Here is a 15,178-nt window from a genome sequence, read left to right as displayed (position 1 = left end):
CCCTTTGTTGCGTTTCAGTGACGCTAACTTTTCGCGAGACAGGATACTCGTACCCTCGCGGGCCGCAACAGGACGCCGTTGAAGCGGTAACCTTTCTGAACCACGTCAATCACCGTATCCTCCGGGCACTCGGTCGTCTCGACCACCATCATCGCCTCGTGGTGCTCCGGATCGAAAGGCTCTCCTTGCGGGTCGATGATCTCGAGGCCCTCTTTTAGCAGAACGTCCAGCATCTGCTCGCGCACCATGGCCACACCGTCGCCAAGGCCACTGGCCCCGTCAACAAGAGAGCTCTCGAGAGCGCGCTCCAGGTTGTCTATCGCGGGCAACAGCTTCTTGACCAGCTCGCCCTCCGCCGTCTCGAGGATCCGCGTCTGTTCCTTGAGCATCCTCTTTCTATAATTCTCAAAGTCCGCCTTCAGCCTCTTGAGAGTGTCCAGCAACAGAGCGTTCTGGTCGGCCAGTTCCTCGACCTCGGCATTCAGCGAATGCATCTTCTCCTCCGGTGCCACTTCGGCGCCATGCGTCACGTCACTGTCACCGCCGTCTTCTATTGCCTCGATCTTGTCTTCGGCGCGGGGAGGTTCCGCCTTTTTCTTGCTGGCGCTGGCGTCATCGCGAATCGGCTTTTTCGAACCTTTTACCTCGCTCATGTCTTTACCTTGAAAACCTTTCCTTTATAAGCGCTGGCAACCAACCGGCTACGTCTGGCGGGCGCGTTACTTGTCTTCGTCCACTACTTCATAGTCGGCTTCGATGACATCCTCGTCCTGGCCATCCTGGCCACATTGCGACCCACAGGGCGCCTGACCTTCCGCGGCGCTGGCCGTCTGCGCGTAAACCTGCTCCGCCAGCTTATGCGAGGCCTGAACCAAGCTTTCCATTGTGGACTTGATGAGTTGGGTGTCGTCGCCCTTGAGAGCTTCTTTCACCTCGTTTATCGACGACTCGATTGTCGCCCTCTCCGCCTGGTCAACTTTGTCGCTAAGCTCACGCAGTGATTTCTCGGTTGTGTAAACTACCTCATCCGCGCGGTTGCGGATCTCGGCTTCATCCCTGCGCTTGCGGTCATCATCGGCATGCTCCTCAGCGTCCATCGTCATCTTTTTGATCTCTTCCTCTGACAGCCCGGAACTGGCGGTAATAGTGATCTTCTGCTCGTTGCCGGTCGCCCTGTCTTTTGCGCTTACGTTCACTATGCCGTTCGCGTCGATGTCGAAGGCAACTTCGATCTGCGGGATGCCCCTGGGCGCCGGCGGAATGCCGACCAGTTGAAAGCGGCCGAGCGTCTTGTTGTACTCGGCCATCTCGCGCTCACCCTGCAGGACATGTATCTCCACCGAATTCTGCCCGTCCGCGGCGGTCGTAAAAACCTCGCTCTTGCGCGTCGGGATAGTCGTGTTCCTCTCGATGAGCCTGGTAGACACGCCTCCCAGCGTCTCGATGCCCAGCGACAGCGGGGTCACGTCCAAAAGCAGAACGTCTTTGACCTCTCCCTTGAGAACGCCTGCCTGGATAGCCGCGCCAACCGCTACGACCTCATCCGGGTTGACCCCCTTGTGGGGCTCCTTGCCGCCTGTCAGCTCGCGAACTTTGTCCTGGATCGCGGGCATGCGGGTCGCGCCTCCAACCAGGATGATATGGTCCAGGTTCTTGACGTCGAGCCCCGAGTCCTTGATCGCCGCCTTGAAGGGGATCACGCATTTGTCAACCAGGTCAGCCGTCATTTTGTTGAACTCCGCTCGCGACAGTGTAGTATCGAGGTGCTGCGGACCCTCACTGGTCGCGGTGATGAACGGAAGGTTGATGTTGGTGGACGTCGTGGTCGAAAGCTCCATCTTAGCTTTCTCCGCAGCCTCCTTGAGCCTCTGCAGCGCCATCTTGTCGCTTCGCAGATCTATCCCCGTCTTGACCTTATAATCATCCGCCATCCAATCGACAATACGCTGGTCCCAGTCGTCTCCTCCAAGGTGCGTGTTGCCACTGGTAGCCTTGACCTCAAACACCCCTCCACCGATATCGAGTACGCTAACGTCGAATGTGCCACCGCCCAGGTCGAAAACCAGAATAGTCTGCTCGTTCTCCTTGTCCAGTCCGTACGCCAGCGCCGCGGCCGTCGGCTCATTGATGATGCGAAGGACCTCGAGCCCGGCGATGCGGCCCGCGTCCTTGGTCGCCTGACGCTGGCTGTCATCGAAATACGCGGGAACCGTGATGACCGCCTGTATGATCTTCTCTCCCAGATACTCCTCAGCATCTGTTTTAAGCTTCTGGAGCACCATTGCTGATATCTCCGGCGGGGTGTAATCACGATCGTCGATTTTTTTCTTCTCGTTTGTTCCCATCTTGCGTTTGATGGACGCGATCGTGCGATCCGTGTTGGTTATAGCCTGCCGCTTGGCGACCTGTCCGACCAACCTTTCTCCCGTCTTGGCAAACGCCACCACGGACGGGGTTGTTCTGCCACCTTCCGAGTTGGGGACAACCGTAGGCTCTCCGCCCTCGAGGACAGCCATGCACGAATTTGTCGTTCCAAGATCGATCCCAATTACTTTAGCCATCTGTCATCACTCCTCTTCCTTGCTTCAGGCACAAACCAGTTACTCCACGTAGCATATAACTTGAGTCTCTTCTTGTCAAGTATCTTAATAGCCCAAGCAGCAGGAGGGGGAAGGGGTCAGGCACCGTCTACCTTTCCGTCTACCGCTGCGCGGTAGACGGTGCCAGACCCCTCTACGCAGTAAAGGTAGACGGTGTCTGACCCCAATTTGTTTGTATTGCTTGACTGCTGTGCGTCCCGCTGAGATTATTCTCACTTGGATTTCTGATACAGGGGGTGAAACAGTGGGAGACACTAGCGACAAAAGGCCAGCTATCGATGTCGACGAGTGCACGGGTTGCGGTCTGTGCGTAGATGTATGCGAGCAGGAGGTTCTGGACCTTGTGGACGACATTTCCGTCACAGCAAACATTGACAACTGTACTGGCTGTGGGAATTGCGCTGAGGAGTGCCCGGTCGAAGCCATAACCATGAACTAGATATTCACCCTCGACATGTCATGCGAAGGCGGGGAAACCCGCCTTCCGTTTTTCCAGCACAAAATCTTCATGTCTATTCTTTACAAAACCGATCAGGCGTGTACAGAATTCAACAGAAGGTTACTTTACATAACTCATTTGACAAATATGACAAGACGTGGCTATACTTTTGCGAAGTGGTACAAGGGATGCTGCAGGCTAATGCATTAAGGAGATGGAATGGCACGATACAAAACCACAAACCCTTCCGTCAAAAAATATCACGAACTCTCGGACAAAGAACTGGTCAGGTGCTCGAAGTCCGGGGATCGCCTGGCCGAAAGCGTTCTCATTAATCGGTACAAATACCTCGCTCACCTGAAAGCCCGATCCTATTTCCTTCCCGGGGCTGATCACGAGGACACTGTCCAGGAAGGAATGATCGGCCTTTTCAAGGCGATCCGTGACTTCAAGGAAGGCGAACTCTGCTCGTTCCGCTCGTTCGCTATACTGTGCGTCACACGACAGATCATCACTGCCGTCAAGACGCATGCGCGCAAGAAACACAACCCCTTGAGCTCCTACCAGTCGCTGGACGCACCGTCCTCGGACGAGAATCTTCTCGACACACTCGCGTCGCACAGCCGCGGTTCAGAAAAATCAGAGGATCCGCTCAATCTCTTCATCTTCGAGGAGGAGCTGGATACCGTCATAGCGATACTTCGCGATAAGCTCTCGGATCTCGAGTGGAGCGTGTTTATAAAGTACCTCGACAGCAGGAGTTACCAGGAGATAGCCGAGGATCTGATGTGCGAGACCAAGGTAGTGGACAATGCCCTCTGCCGGATCAAGCAAAAGATCAAAAAAGAGTGCGAGTTCTCAGAGGCTACCGGTTAACCCCCTCCCCACGGCAGGAGCCGGGAGATAAAATGGACACTGAAGAGCACGCCCAAAACAAGGAAATCGGGGAGCAGCCTGGTCACGAAGTGATGCCTTCCCCCGCCGAGCCAGAAAGCCCTGAAGAACTGCGTCTCCTCGACGAGCGCGAGGCGGGCAAATGGGACGAGGCGCAGTACTTCGAGCGACTATTCGCGCTCAAGAAAGCGGAAGAGGAAAAGCGCCACGCGGCGGTCAAGAAAGCGCTGGGCAAATTCAACGTTTTTCTCCACCTGACAGCCTACCTTTCCGGACTCGCTTACCTCATTATCCTTGGGATACTGATGCCCAGGACCTTGCCGTACGTGTTTATTCCTGTAGGTCTCTGGACGCTGGCGCTGGGATACCACTTCTACCGCGCTTTCAGGCAGCCGTGACCGGCGGCGATTGTTGTCACCAACAAGCCGGATGTGGTATATCAAGATAACGACGACGGGACAAAAATGGAGTTTGTATGATTTTCGCTGGCGCATTTGCCTTTTTCGGGCTCGGTCCGCTCGAGTTCCTGGCACTCCTCGCTGTGGGAATTTTCCTGTTCCTCCCCACGCTATTTCCAAAAATCGTCAGGCGAACTATCGCGACAGCGAGAGTCATCAAAGAGATGAAGCGCGCGTTCGAAGAGAGCGACCGGGAAGACGACTAAGCGCAACACAAGGGACTGCTCCGAAAATAGCCCTTTCTGATCTCCTCCCCCTCAGACGGCGGGAGGATTAAGGTGGGGGAGGTATTCTGTCCCCCTCACCCCAACCCTCTCCCCCAAGGGGCGAGGGGGCACAGACTACCCTGAGACATTTTCATCTTAGGTGGTGGCGCGTCCGCGCGCCACGACGTCCATCCCGAAAAACGCAACACCGGGAACACCGGGGGCCTGACCCCCGGTGTTGCGTTATTTGATGAAGTCGCGGGCGAATATGAGTTGCGCTTGCGCGCCTTTACGGCGAACGAGCGCTGTGGCTTTCCCTTTGCACGTTTTCACGCAAAGGCCGCACCCGAAGCAGGCGCCCTCTTTGACCATCGCCTTCCCGTTGTCTCCCGCCAGCCTCGCGTCAAACGGGCACCGCGCAATGCACACGCCGCACTCGTCAACGCCTTTGCATGCGCTGGCATCAATGACCGCTTCTGATCTTCCCTTGCGGAACGACTGGAACCCGCGGGTCTTTTGCGCATGCAACGGTATGCAGACAGACTTGTCGCAGTTGCATATCGCGTAAGCGGCGCCACCTTTTCTGGCAAAACCGTACACCTGGTGGATGAAACCGTGGCGGTCGAACTCTTTCAGCAAGTGTTTCGCCTCAATGAGATCGATCTTGCGATAAAAGTCCGGATAGTTCTTCATGTAATGCTCGGCCCAATCCCCGAAAACCATATCGGTATCGTTTGGGATTTCGTCGGAGATCTCGTTCCTGGCCCGCCGGCACGGACAGGTGCCTGTGGCGATCGTGTATCCCGCGTCGCATATCGAAGCGACCATCTCCCGCGCTTCCTCCAGTGTAATGACCTCGCCATTTATCTGACCGGTTACCTTGTCACTCAACCATTCGACACCACGACGGAGAATCTTATGCTTGTATATCCAATTGCTCATTGCGAGAAAGTCGAGCGCTCGCATTCCGAGATGCTCGTAGCGCGACAGGATGCGCATGATCGGCTTCGGAATTGATTGTTCGAGAGTGGGCCCGTGGCTCACGTGCGCGATGAGAATAGCGGGAATTATAGCCAGCGCGCGCGCCAGATGAATCACGAGGCGCGTGGCGCGAAGATAACTTTTGAACCGTTCATATCGAGCCTTTCACTTTCTTTGTGTTCGATGCCGCCCGTCGCGAATCGCGGGAAAACGGCTTGCCAATGATACCACTTGCAAATATGGAAATAATTGGTTGCGCATGACGGTACGTTGTATTAGCCTCAAATAGCGCGTTCGCTTTCAACAACAGGAGTGGAGAGACTGATTTGTCCGTAATCGTCCCGGATCTTGCCCTGAAGGCCGTAAGTGAGGCACTGTCAACAGGTGGCATCTACTCCGACGTAATCTGCCAGCGCCAGTTGACGACAACTATCCGCTTCGAAGACGGCAAGGTCGATGATGTCTCATCGGGCGTTGATGCGGGAGCTGGAGTTCGTGTCATCAAGGACGACCTCGCGGCGTATGCGCATACCGACATAATCGACGACGAACACGTGCTGCGAGCCGCGAAGACGGCGGCCGAGGCTCTCGCGCACACCACCGGCGATGTCGCGCTGCGCATCAAAACGCCGGCTCGCAAAGAGCCTGAAGCAGTGTGCGATCGTGACACGGAGATGCCCCGTATCGCGGACGTCGTGGAGCACATGAAACGTTGCGACGAAGCGGGAAGGGGCGTCGGCAAGGATGTCCGGCAGGTCACGGTCACGCATAACTCCTCGATAAACGAAGAGTTATTCGCAAACAGCCTCGGGGAAACGCAGACCGGCGCCAGCCGCCGTACGCGATTGATCGTGCAAGTTGTGGCAAGCCGCGACGGCGTCATGCAGGTCGGGCAGGAAGCTCCGGGCGAACTGATGGGCTCGGAGTTCTACCGGAAACACGACTGCGCGCGGATCGCTATTCTGGCCGCCAGGAGAGCACTTGTGATGCTCGACGCGCGGCCTTCTCCCGCGGGACGCATGGCCGTAGTCATGAACGCGGGGACGGGCGGCGTCCTGTTTCACGAAGCTTGCGGCCACGGCCTCGAGATCGACCACGTCCACAAGGGCGCTTCGGTATACGCTGGCAAACTGGGTCATGCAGTCGCCTCAGAGATCGTTTCCGCGACAGACAACCCAACCGTGCCCGGCCTCTGGGGCTCGTACGCGCGCGACGATGAGGGAACCTTTTCGCGGAGCACGTTATTGATAGAAAATGGGATCCTTCGAAACTACCTCTACGACAGGCACGGGGCGATGAAGGACGGCGTGCCTGGCACAGGAAACGGACGCCGTCAATCGTTTTGCCACGCCCCGATCCCGAGAATGAGCAACACGTATATCGAGCCGGGGAACTCAACGGCGGCGGAGATAATCGGCTCGACCACGTCGGGGCTGTACGCCGCGAAGATGGGCGGCGGGCAGGTGGATCCCGTTACAGGCGACTACGTCTTCGCGGTATCAGAGGGGTACCTGATAGAAAACGGTGAGGTCGGGCCCGCCGTGAGAGGCGCCGTCCTGATCGGCAACGGACCCAGGACGCTCGAAATCATCGACGCCGTCGGCAACGACCTCGCTTTCGAGGAGGGAACCTGCGGCAAGGATGGGCAGGGCGTGCCCGTCACCACGGGCAGTCCGACGTTCAGAATCGCGGAGCTCACCGTGGGTGGCACCGAAATTTAGAAAGGAGACATGCGGTTGATCAAAAAGATCGACAATCTTGGAAGAGTGGTTGTGCCCAAAGGCTACCGCATGATGCTGGGCCTTCAGCCGGGGGATCCGCTTGACATTGAGTTTGACGACGGCAGGCTGACGATCTCGCCTCATCGCGATGGATGCGCCTTCTGCGGAGCATCCGAAGCGGTTCACCACTTCCTCGACAAAAAAATCTGCCCCGATTGTCTGCGGCGGATCAAAAACCTGCCCTAAAGAGGCGGGAGGATTAAGGTTGGGGCGCTCCCCTACCAGGGGTCAGGCACCGTCTACCTCTCCGTCTACCGCAACCAGGGGTCAGGCACCGTCTACCGTTGCACGGTAGACGTTGCCAGACTCCCCTACGCAGTGAAGGTAGACACGTTGAAGCTCGCGCTTGTTATTCCTCCGACATGCGCTCGAGCGCCGTGTTGTAGAGCGTGGAACGCGACATACCGGCAAAATTTCCCTCGACTACCTCGGCGACCGCTTCTTTCAATGAAAGACCGCTCTTTTTGAGGCGCAACACCTCGTCGATCGCGGCCCGTTCATCAAACTCCGTGGCATGAGGTTGATACCCCTCAACCACCAGCGCCATCTCGCCTTTGCGCGCGCGTGACGCGATCTCCTCGCGAAGCTGTGAGACGGTTCCGCGCAAAATCTCCTCGAACTTCTTGGTGAGCTCGCGGGCGAGCGCCGCGCGCCGGTCGCCAAGCGCCTCCTGAACGTCGGCAAGCGTGTCAGCGATCCTGGCGGGGCTCTCGTAGAAAATTAGCGTGCGCTCGTCGGTCGCCAGCTCCTCGAGCGCGCGGCGGCGCGCGCCTTTCTTCCTCGGCAGAAAACCCTCAAAGGCGAATCGCTTCGTGGGAAGGCCGGAGACGATCAGCGCGGCCAGGGCTGCGTTCGGGCCCGGCAATGCTTCAACGGGTATCTCTCGCTCGACACACATCGCGACGAGGTGGTGTCCCGGATCCGATATCCCGGGCGTGCCGGCATCTGAAACCAGCGCGACTTTCGCTCCCGAGGAGAGGCGCCGGATCAGCTTCGCGCCAGCGACATCGCGATTTTCCTCGCGATAGCTGAGCATGGGGGTGTGTATGTCATAGCGCGCGAGAAGGTTTCGGGTTCTCCGGGTATCCTCGGCCGCGATGATATCCACTCCGCGGAGTGCTTCGAGAACGCGAATAGTGATGTCGTCGAGGTTGCCTATCGGTGTCGCGCAAAGATAAAGCTTGCCGGGGCCACCCTGCTCTATCCGCTCTTGCTTGACCACGGTCACTTCCTGGGCATGGAAAAGTACATCGCCCTTTCACAAATAATCGGCTTGTCCCCTGTAAGCGCGGTTGAGAACTCGGTGTTAGTAAGACCGTCGATCGAGTCCACCTGGATGGTGTATCTGCTGTTGGCCGCGACATCGTAGCTGGCGGTCTTGATGCCACCACCGGGAAGCAGGTAGTTGACGTCAACTTTTACCGCCTCGCTGTTCGGGTTCATAACGAGCACGTAGGTGTCAAAGTCGCCGCCCGTATAACCCTCGGCGAGATACCAGTATTTCGCCGGCGTCGTCACTCCGGGAGCGTCCGCGCCGCCCGGTCTGTTATAGCTCACGAAGTACATAGAGCGCTCCGCGATGACGTCAACGTCAGCCTCTATCTTCGTCGATATCTCCTTGCATGCCAGCTCCGGGATGTCGTCCACGTGGATCGTGAAGCGCGACTTCGGCAGCAGGTCGTACTGTTTCTCTATGTTCATGCCGTCTGAGCACATGAACGTGACGGTGGCCTTGCCCGCGTCCGCGCTCGGGTTCTGTATCAGCACGTACTCGTCGAAATCACCGCCGGTGTAACCCTCGGCGAGATACCATGTTTTTGCCGGGGCCTCAACGGCGGCGGACGCGTTACCGTCGTCCTTGCCGTAGTAGTTGAAGTACTGCGCGCGCTCTACGACCACGTCCTGGTCGCAGGTGATCCTGGCCGACACGTCCGTGTTCAACAGCTCGGGGATGTCGTCCACGTGCAACGACAACCTCGAGGTCGGCTTGATCGGGTAATCGAAATCGAGGGTCTGCCCGTCAGGTTTCATGTACTGTGCGTGCACTGTGCCGGCATTCGCGCCCGGGTTCTGCACAAGAATGTACTCGTCGAAGTCGCCGCCCGTATATCCCTCGGCGAGATACCAGGTCTTCCCCGGCGCCGTCACTCCGGCGGAATCGGTTCCGCCGTCCTTCCCCTTGTAATCAAAGAAATATTGAGAGCGTTCGGCGGCTATCGGCTGATCCGAGGAGAGATGGGTCGAAACCTCCGTGCTCTCGAGCCCCCCGATGTCGCCCACGCTGATGGTGTAACGCGAGAACGGCTGCACCGCGTAGCTCGCGCCGACAACGCTGCCGTCAGGCTTCATGTACTGCGCGTTGACGTTGGCGGTGTTCGCCATCGGGTTCATCATGCAAATATATTCGCTGAAGTTTCCGGACGTGCAACCCTCCGCGAAGTACCAGTCTGTGGAGTTCTGATCGATGCCACGACTGGCGTGTCCGCCCTTTACCGGAGGGGGTGGTGGTGGTGGAGGCACGTAGTTCCAGTGTTCACCGATTACGTCGATGCGCGTTCCATTTGGCGCCCAGCGATAAGCCCACTCGGCGTCCGCGACGGCCTGCCTCACGCAACCGTGAGACGCCCGATGCCCCAGGCAGCTCGCCGAGGTCCAAGTTCCCGACTTGGGGTCGTACGGGAGGGCGTGCATGCCGGTATCCGGAGCGAAACCCATCCACCAGTAGCAGTAAACGCCGCCGTATAGCACAGAGACGGCGCAGTATTCATGATACTCAACCGAGAAGACGCCCATCGGCGTCGGGTGGGACGTTGTGCCCGTTGAGATCAGGTGCGTTTTTACGAGAACATCGTCCTCGAGAAACCAGGCCCGCTGATCCGCTATGGAGAGGATAATATGCTTCCCCGGATAACCGCCGGCAACTCTCGCCTTGCGCTTCGGGAGCGTTCCTTTCGCGGTGTTGCCGGGCGCGCTCTCTTTGCCGGTTTTGTCCACCACTGTCACACGGTAATAGTAGGTAGCGCCGTCCGCCAAGCCTGTGTCCACGTACTCCATGCGGTCGAGACGCGTGTCCACGGGGCCTGAGAAAACCTCCTTGAAATCGCTGCCGGCCTTTGTCGAGCGATAAATTTTGTACCCGCCGACGCTTTCGGGATCGTCCACGCGCCATGTCAGCTTCAGGCAACCGCCCGCGCTCGACGTCGGAAAGCCGACCGAAAGTCCGATCGGGGCATGCGCGCCACCGGCCGCGGGAGCGATCGGAACGACCATCGCGACTGAAGAAAGCGCGAGCGCGGCGGCCAGCAAGACCTTGACTCTTTTCCCCAAAACCAAAAAATCCACCTCCGTGGGCTTTTTCACGTTATATCCAGGTTCCCAGCAATTATAACGCATAATGGGGTCAAACCAAAATATGCGTTTTCGCTAAGTTACTGTGTACTCCACGGAACCGCGCGCGGTTTCCGTCCACTGCACGTTGCTCTTGCTCTTCTCGAGCGCCTCGCGAAGACCCTGAAGCGTCCCGGCGATGATGTGCGTCTCGTAAGGGTTCTCGACAGTCACCTTTATTGCCCCACTGTCCACCTCGAGGCCGACCGGGTTGCCGATGCCGTAAAGCGGCATGTCCTCGAGGTAACGGCGGTACGTTTTCTCGAGATCCTCGGGCAAGAGCGCCCCGTTGCCCTCCGTCAAGCCCAGTTGCCCGACGTGGTCAACAGTCCACTCGCGCTGCGCATCCACAAGCATGTCGTTTACCTCATCGCCCAACTCACGCGTCATCTCACGAAAGACAGTCGTAAGCATGTACCCGTCGAGCATCACGATCCTCGAACCCGTTCGAGTGTCTAAAATGATGCCGTCGTTCTCCATCCACTTGAGGTGTGACGAAAGCGCGCGAGGTATTTTGCACCGCGGGCACCGGTCATGGACAAGGTGGCCCGGCGCTATCGGTGAGAACTCCAACGTCATCCTCTCGGTGATCTCCGCCCGTTCTCCGGTCGGCTCCACGCGGATGATATATGTGTCGGGGGACTCCTCGGACAACGTGTGCTTGAAGGGAACTCCCTCCAGAATCTCAAAAGCGCCCACGATGTTCGCGGCCATGAGGCCGGGGTGAAAAGGATTGCGGACTCTCGCCACGCCGTACTCGCCCGGCTTGTACTCCAATGTCCGCGAGTGACATTGCCCGGTAATGACGCCAACCCTGTTGAACTGCTCAACCCCCATGCGCCTGACGAGGCCGAGCCTCATCAGCGTGACAGCCCCCGGAACCTTGCCGGAGAAGTTCTGGAACGTCACCTTGCTGGCGTTGCGCTGAGCCTCGAAGGCGATGTGCTCTATGGATATCCCGAGCTTCGCCTCGATATTCGAGAAGAGGTTGTCGAGAAACCCGAAGTGCAGCACGACCCCCCTGAAGTCGCGGCGCGGCAACTGGGTGATGGTGCCGTTGTCGTTCCACTTTATGAAAAAGCTCACTACCCGTGGGAATCTGCATTTGCGGCATCGCATGAGCGAGTATTTTTTCGCCATCCGCAACCCTTCCCCCAAAAACGCAACAAGGGGGTCAGGCCCCTTTGTTGCGTTTTTCTTTAATACTCGCCGACTCCGAGCGAGCAGTGCCCGCCTACTATGCCGTTGTACTCGAAGTACATCGCGCGCTCGGCGATGATGCCGTACTCGCACGCCGCGCCGCGCCCGTCCACCGTCCCGAGAACCTGTATCTTAGACGACACTTCTGTCGCCTCGAGGCCGGGAATCTCGTCAACGGGAATCGTGAGCCTGCTCAATCCCTTGACCTCGTAATCCTTGACGATCGGTTCTCCCTCCGGCTTCAGGTAAGTGATCCGCACCTTCACGTCGGACGCGTTCGGGTTCATGACGAGCACCCAGGTGTCGAACTTCTCGGCCGTGTACCCTTCGGCAAGCAACCAGTACTCGCGCTTCATGGTGGCGCCAATCGTGTTGTGGCCATCTCCGTTGTTTCCCCGCGTGAAGTACATCGCGCGCTCGACAACCACCGGGTTTCCACACTCACCGCCGGCGCCTTCCTCCGTCGACGCGGCGCACGACTGGATCATTGTCGCCACGTCTGTCGATTCGAGCCCCTCGATCTTGTCCACTGCTATCGTGTAGCGTTCGAAAGGCTCGAGGATGAACTCTTTTCTCACGATCTTGTTGGAAACAGGCTCGGTCTCAGGCGTCGAATCCGGGGGGTCGTGAGGCTTCATTTCCCTGCCCCCTCCGGCATTGTTGGCCGGAACCATGAAAGACGCGTCGATGTGTGTGCGTGTCGAGTTGGGGTTCATCACCAGGACATACGTGTCGTACTCGCCCGCGGTGCGCCCTTCGGGCAGATACCAATGGTTCGATGAGGCCGGAGCGCCAATCGAGCAGTGCCCGCCGTTCACTCCAAGATAATTGAAATACATAGACCGCTCGGCCACCACGCCCGGCGCGGTCTCTCCCTCTCCCGCGCCCGCCGGCACGGAAAAGATCTCAGTGCTGACCTCGGTGTCCTCGAGGCCGGGAATCTCATCGACGTGGATGGTAAGCCTGCGCATCGGGTCGATATCGTACTTTTTGACGATGTAGTTCGGTTCAATTCCGCCCGTTCCGGATGTCGTGGGCCGGGTGATGAATTTCGCTTCGATATGCGCGACCTGCTCGTTCGGGTTCATGACCAGTATGTAAGTGTCGAACCCTTCACCGGTGTAGCCCTCCGCGAGATACCAACTATTGGATGTTTGATTCGCCCCGATGGAGTCGCTGCCGCCGGCTTTGCCGTCCTCGTACGTGAAGTACATCGCGCGCTCGACAACTATCCCCGAGCCCTCGAGCTGCTCGACCATGGTTGAGACATTCGCGTCCTCGAGTCCCTTGATGTCATTCACCTTTATAGTTAAACGCGACAACGGCTTCATTTCGTACTCAACCGGTTCGGTCACGCCCGTGTCAGTCATGAACCGAACCTTGATCTTCGCCTCGCAGTCGTTCGGATTTTGCGCGAGTATGTACGTGTCGAAGTTTCCGCCCGTGTAACCTTCCGGAAGATACCACTTGCCATAGCCGCAGGCGCCTGCCCCGGATGGAGCGATAAAGACCATCAAAGTCGTAAGCATCAGCACGCTCAATAACGCAGCAGCAACCTTTCTCATTCTGCGAGTTCTCATCGAGCTCTTCCTTCCTCTGTCTCCTATGACCAGTAGTCCCATTTTCACAAAACAGTCATCGTCAGAATTAACGCCTGCCTTGAGTTTCAGGTAGCTTTTTCAGACTATGAAGCAGCGAATCGCCGGGTGCGAGCCTTCTGGTAGAATACGCCCGAAGAACAAAAGCAGCGGGTGATGGGTGGTGCACGTGGCTGTCGAGGCGATACGAAAGCGGCGCAGCGTCAGGAAATACGAGGAAACGGATCTCACCGACGACCAGGTCGGGCAGGTGCTCGAGAGCGCGCGCTACGCGCCGTCCTGGTCAAACAGGCAGGGGTGGCACATCCTGGTGGTGAAGAGCGCCAAGACGCGCGGCCGAGTCGCGGCGGCGCTCGAGGGCAACCCGGGCGCGAATGCGGTCGGAATAGCGCCGGTGCTCCTGGCAATCTGCATGGATCCGACCGCCTCTGGGGTCGTGAACGGCAAGGAGTATTACATGGCCGACGCCGGCATCCTCATGGATCACATCATGCTGGAAGCCGCGAATCTCGGGCTCGGCACACTGTTTATTGGCATGTTCGACGAGGACAGTGTGCGCGAGATCCTGGGCGTTCCCGACAAGTTCCGCATCGTGGGCCTCACACCGCTCGGCGTGCCTTTGAAGATGCCGGGCGACCGCCCGAGGAACGAACTGGATGACATCGTCCACCGGGAGAAGTGGTAGCGCCGGCGTCTCGCCGGCAGAAACCGGGAGGCACTATTGCAGGTAACCAACATCGAAGCCCGCGACCTTCCTGACGCATGGTTCCAGTGCATCTACAAAGTCATGGAAAATGGCCGCGAGTACGTCATCGACCGCGGCTCTTACGAAGGCCAAAAGCGCCGCGAGTTTGAGTTCGTGGTCGTGAAGATCACCCATCCCGAGGCGCGCCCGCTCGTGCCGATGATGCCAGAAGGCTCGAGCCTCCCGCCCCCAACCGACATGGAGTTTGTGCACAAGTACTTAGACAAGCTCGTCAACGCGCACTCCAAAGCCGAGCGGGAAGACTACACGTATGCCGAGTTCATAGAACCTCAGATTCCCGAGGTCATCAAGATGTACAGGGACGATGGCTTTGGAACCAATCAGGCGTGCATGGCCGTCTGCAATCCCGACAGCATCCTGCTGGCCGACCCGCCGTGCCTGCGCCAGATCGACACGCGCATCTATCCCGACGAGAAAAAGCTCCACTTCATCGTCTATTTCCGCTCGTGGGATCTCTGGGGCGGATTCCCGTCCAATCTCGCCGGAATCCAACTCCTCAAAGAGTACATGGCCGACGAAATCGGCCACGGCGTCACCCCCGGCGAAACCATCGCCGTCAGCAAAGGCCTCCACCTCTACGACATGTATTTCGAGGTGGCGAACCTGCGGCTGGGACGAGACCCGGAAAAGGCTTAACCACGCCATTTGTCGGCATGGTAATGCCAGTATTGGCGATTCCAACGGACGTCGATTCGGCTTTTTTGGGAGTCTTTTGAGGAAGTGAATGCACGACCTGATCCTCGTAAGATCCTCGGTGGTAGGAAACCTCAAACAGGACTTTAAGAGATAATCCCCTCCCATAGCTCAGAAAGCTCACAACCAGGCCATTTTTTGGCCTTCTGAAACGTAAGACCTATCTATTACTCTC

15 protein-coding genes are annotated in these 15,178 nt (G+C 57.9%); 8 read left to right on the top strand and 7 right to left on the bottom strand.

Annotated elements, in window-relative coordinates:
* Positions 1-23: 23 nt before the first annotated feature.
* Positions 24-653 (bottom strand): nucleotide exchange factor GrpE, encoded by a 630-nt coding sequence (gene grpE, locus CVT63_05310; GenBank protein ID PKQ27959.1) that lies wholly within the window; start codon positions 651-653, stop codon positions 24-26.
* Positions 654-719: 66 nt separating this feature from the next.
* The gene (locus tag CVT63_05305; protein ID PKQ27958.1) at positions 720-2,561 is read right to left on the bottom strand and encodes a molecular chaperone DnaK; all 1,842 of its coding nucleotides are present in this window, start codon (positions 2,559-2,561) and stop codon (positions 720-722) included.
* A gap of 283 nt (positions 2,562-2,844) precedes the next feature.
* On the opposite strand from CVT63_05305, the gene CVT63_05300 reads away from it, so the two are divergent.
* From CVT63_05300 to CVT63_05285, 4 genes are all read left to right on the top strand, one after another.
* Entirely contained in the window at positions 2,845-3,039 is a 195-nt protein-coding gene (locus CVT63_05300) for a 4Fe-4S ferredoxin (GenBank protein ID PKQ27957.1), read from the top strand.
* Between the two features lie 219 nt (positions 3,040-3,258).
* Complete coding sequence (locus CVT63_05295; protein ID PKQ27956.1) at positions 3,259-3,915, top strand: RNA polymerase sporulation sigma factor SigH; 657 nt, start codon at positions 3,259-3,261, stop codon at positions 3,913-3,915.
* Between the two features lie 32 nt (positions 3,916-3,947).
* Positions 3,948-4,331, top strand: coding sequence for a hypothetical protein (locus tag CVT63_05290; GenBank protein ID PKQ27955.1), 384 nt, complete (start codon positions 3,948-3,950; stop codon positions 4,329-4,331).
* A 77-nt stretch (positions 4,332-4,408) separates the two neighbouring features.
* A complete protein-coding gene (locus CVT63_05285) occupies positions 4,409-4,597 on the top strand; it encodes a hypothetical protein (protein PKQ27954.1) in 189 nt (62 codons plus the stop codon).
* Between the two features lie 243 nt (positions 4,598-4,840).
* Here the strand turns inward: CVT63_05285 and CVT63_05280 are convergent, their stop codons facing one another.
* Positions 4,841-5,695 carry a hypothetical protein gene (locus CVT63_05280; GenBank protein ID PKQ27953.1) on the bottom strand — a complete coding sequence of 285 codons (855 nt, stop codon included), beginning with the start codon at positions 5,693-5,695 and terminating at the stop codon, positions 4,841-4,843.
* 209 nt (positions 5,696-5,904) lie between these two features.
* On the opposite strand from CVT63_05280, the gene CVT63_05275 reads away from it, so the two are divergent.
* Positions 5,905-7,299, top strand: a complete 1,395-nt coding sequence (locus CVT63_05275; GenBank protein PKQ27952.1) for a peptidase C69 — start codon at positions 5,905-5,907, stop codon at positions 7,297-7,299.
* A 9-nt stretch (positions 7,300-7,308) separates the two neighbouring features.
* Entirely contained in the window at positions 7,309-7,545 is a 237-nt protein-coding gene (locus CVT63_05270) for an AbrB family transcriptional regulator (GenBank protein ID PKQ27951.1), read from the top strand.
* Between the two features lie 163 nt (positions 7,546-7,708).
* Here CVT63_05270 and rsmI read toward each other — a convergent pair whose 3' ends face one another.
* Genes rsmI through CVT63_05250 form a run of 4 tightly spaced genes read right to left on the bottom strand, consistent with a single transcriptional unit; the run spans position 7,709 to position 13,526 of the window.
* Positions 7,709-8,563 carry a 16S rRNA (cytidine(1402)-2'-O)-methyltransferase gene (rsmI, locus tag CVT63_05265; protein ID PKQ27960.1) on the bottom strand — a complete coding sequence of 285 codons (855 nt, stop codon included), beginning with the start codon at positions 8,561-8,563 and terminating at the stop codon, positions 7,709-7,711.
* Positions 8,564-8,583: 20 nt separating this feature from the next.
* Entirely contained in the window at positions 8,584-10,752 is a 2,169-nt protein-coding gene (locus CVT63_05260; GenBank protein PKQ27950.1) for a hypothetical protein, read from the bottom strand.
* Between the two features lie 30 nt (positions 10,753-10,782).
* The gene (locus CVT63_05255; protein ID PKQ27949.1) at positions 10,783-11,886 is read right to left on the bottom strand and encodes a hypothetical protein; all 1,104 of its coding nucleotides are present in this window, start codon (positions 11,884-11,886) and stop codon (positions 10,783-10,785) included.
* Between the two features lie 59 nt (positions 11,887-11,945).
* Positions 11,946-13,526 carry a hypothetical protein gene (locus CVT63_05250; GenBank protein PKQ27948.1) on the bottom strand — a complete coding sequence of 527 codons (1,581 nt, stop codon included), beginning with the start codon at positions 13,524-13,526 and terminating at the stop codon, positions 11,946-11,948.
* A 178-nt stretch (positions 13,527-13,704) separates the two neighbouring features.
* On the opposite strand from CVT63_05250, the gene CVT63_05245 reads away from it, so the two are divergent.
* Together CVT63_05245 and CVT63_05240 are read left to right on the top strand one after the other, a co-directional pair.
* Complete coding sequence (locus tag CVT63_05245) at positions 13,705-14,229, top strand: nitroreductase (protein ID PKQ27947.1); 525 nt, start codon at positions 13,705-13,707, stop codon at positions 14,227-14,229.
* A 36-nt stretch (positions 14,230-14,265) separates the two neighbouring features.
* Positions 14,266-14,946 carry a thymidylate synthase gene (locus CVT63_05240; protein ID PKQ27946.1) on the top strand — a complete coding sequence of 227 codons (681 nt, stop codon included), beginning with the start codon at positions 14,266-14,268 and terminating at the stop codon, positions 14,944-14,946.
* Positions 14,947-15,178 lie beyond the last annotated feature (232 nt).

Origin of the sequence: Candidatus Anoxymicrobium japonicum, assembly GCA_002843005.1 — a bacterium.
Taxonomy (GTDB): domain Bacteria; phylum Actinomycetota; class Geothermincolia; order Fen-727; family Anoxymicrobiaceae; genus Anoxymicrobium; species Anoxymicrobium japonicum.
This window is presented reverse-complemented; position numbering and strand designations above follow the sequence as displayed.